The organism is Streptomyces sp. NPDC058872, assembly GCF_042743065.1.
In the GTDB taxonomy this organism is placed as follows: domain Bacteria; phylum Actinomycetota; class Actinomycetes; order Streptomycetales; family Streptomycetaceae; genus Streptomyces.
The window spans coordinates 1-1,692 of sequence record NZ_JBHYMK010000145.1 but is presented as its reverse complement, the minus strand read 5'-3'; the positions used below and the strand labels follow the sequence as shown (position 1 = coordinate 1,692).

The following is a 1,692-nucleotide window of genomic DNA, read 5'->3' as shown; positions in this document are numbered from 1 at the left end:
TGTCGGGGTCCCAGGCCGCCCCCTCGTACGCCACGATGCCGGTGGTCGCCGCGTCGTTGACCTTCAGCCGGGCGGCGAACCCGCCCGCGGCGTCGGTCGTGACGGCCATCCGGTCGGCGGTCTCCGCGGCTCCGGCCCGGCCGACGACGGTGACCTCGGCGAGCGGGGTGAAGCCGGTACCGGTGACGGTCACCCGGACGCCGGGGTCCCCGGAGGCGTTGTCGAGCTGGATGGCACGGGTGTTGGGGTTGGTCACGGGGCTCGCGACGACGGTCTCGGAGACCGGGGCGGGCGGGTTGAGCACCGTGCACGGGGTGTCCAGCTCCATGAGGTAGCTGGTGTGGATGTTGTAGTCGCCGGGCGAGAGGGTGATCGATCCGGCCTCGGTGGCCGTGAAGGTGCCCGTCATGGAGAAGGCCGGGAAGGAGCCCTTGCCGGGGACCGGCGGGTTCTTCTTGGGACCGGTGACGGTGACCTGACCGGTCTGGGCACCGCCGAGGACCACCGTGCCGGTGGGCGTCATGATGTCGGCCGGGAGCGCGAGGTCGACGGGGTTGGACGCGGCGGGCTTGGTGACCGTGTAGGTGACGGTCACGGTCTCGCCGACCTTGGGACTCGGCTTGTCGACCGTGATCTCGGCGGTGGTGGTGCCCGTGATGGGCGGGATGCCGGCGATCGGCGGCGGGACGCAGCGGGTCTCGAAGTCCACCTGCTGGGACGTGGTGGCCGCGCCGGCCGGGGCCGCGAGCGCGCCGCCGGCGACCGCGAGGGCGGTGGCGCTGAGGACGGCGGTCCAGCGCCGTCTTCGGACCGCCGCCCGGGATCGGGTGAATGCCATGGGTGTGCCCCTCCTGAGGGATGAGTGGGCGCCATTGACGGTTGTGGGCGGAGAGAAGTCAATGGAATCGAAAGACATCGACTGATGACCCATCAGCTACTGTCAAGATCGCGGCACGGGCGGCATCGCACCAGCTCACGACGGAGACCGGTGCCGCCGGGGCGACACCGGTCAGGGGTGGGGCGGGGTCCGGCTCAGCTGAAGACGAACGGCCCGGGCGACTGCGAGGTCACCGCGTCGCAGTTCACCGTGATCCCGAAGATCACCATCTTGAGGGCGACCCCGGCGAAGAAGGAGTTGAGGCTGTCACCCGAGGCCACGGTGCCGGCCAGGGGGCCGATGACCACGGACTGCCCGGCGGAGAGGGCCGGGTTCTTCTTGCCGGTGAAGGTGCGCGTGCCGCCGCCCGCCTTGGCCATCGTCAGCGTGGCGCCGATCTGGTCGGCACCGACCGCGATCGGCGTGGTGACGGCCGAGGTGACGGTGATCGTCGCAGCGGTGCCGCTCTGGGTGGCCGTGAGGGTGGCGGTGCCACCGCCCCAGCCTCCGCAGTCGTACGTCGCCGTGGCGGAGCCCGGCGCGACCGCGCCGGCCGTCGGGGCGAAGGCGAGTCCGGCGGCGGCGAGCGCCCCGGCGAGGACCGAGACGGTCCCTAAGCTGCTTCTGCTTCTCATGGCGGGTTCGAACCCCTTCCGATGATGGACGCAGGGGTGCGGACACTGCGTGGAGGTCAATGGATCTGACGGCCCGTCGGGCGTGTCGCCGTCCATTGACGCGCAGCCGGCCGAAGAAGGCAAGGGACGTCACGGCGGTCGTTCAGCCGTACACGAAGACGGCGGGGCCCGGCGTGTCGC

The 1,692-nt window shown here is 71.6% G+C and carries 1 protein-coding gene and 1 pseudogene; both read right to left on the bottom strand.

What is annotated here, in order from left to right; all coding sequences use genetic code 11:
* Positions 1-838 (bottom strand): annotated as a pseudogene (locus ACFW22_RS35825) (beta-xylosidase); the annotation flags it as partial.
* A gap of 194 nt (positions 839-1,032) precedes the next feature.
* A complete protein-coding gene (locus tag ACFW22_RS35820) occupies positions 1,033-1,512 on the bottom strand; it encodes a hypothetical protein (RefSeq protein ID WP_386412976.1) in 480 nt (159 codons plus the stop codon).
* Between the last annotated feature and the right edge of the window lie 180 nt (positions 1,513-1,692).

What these genes read in the sequence shown, in the direction of transcription:
- ACFW22_RS35820 (WP_386412976.1), bottom strand. Translation starts at nt 1,512, where the DNA reads ATGAGAAGCAGAAGCAGCTTAGGGACCGTCTCGGTCCTCGCCGGGGCG.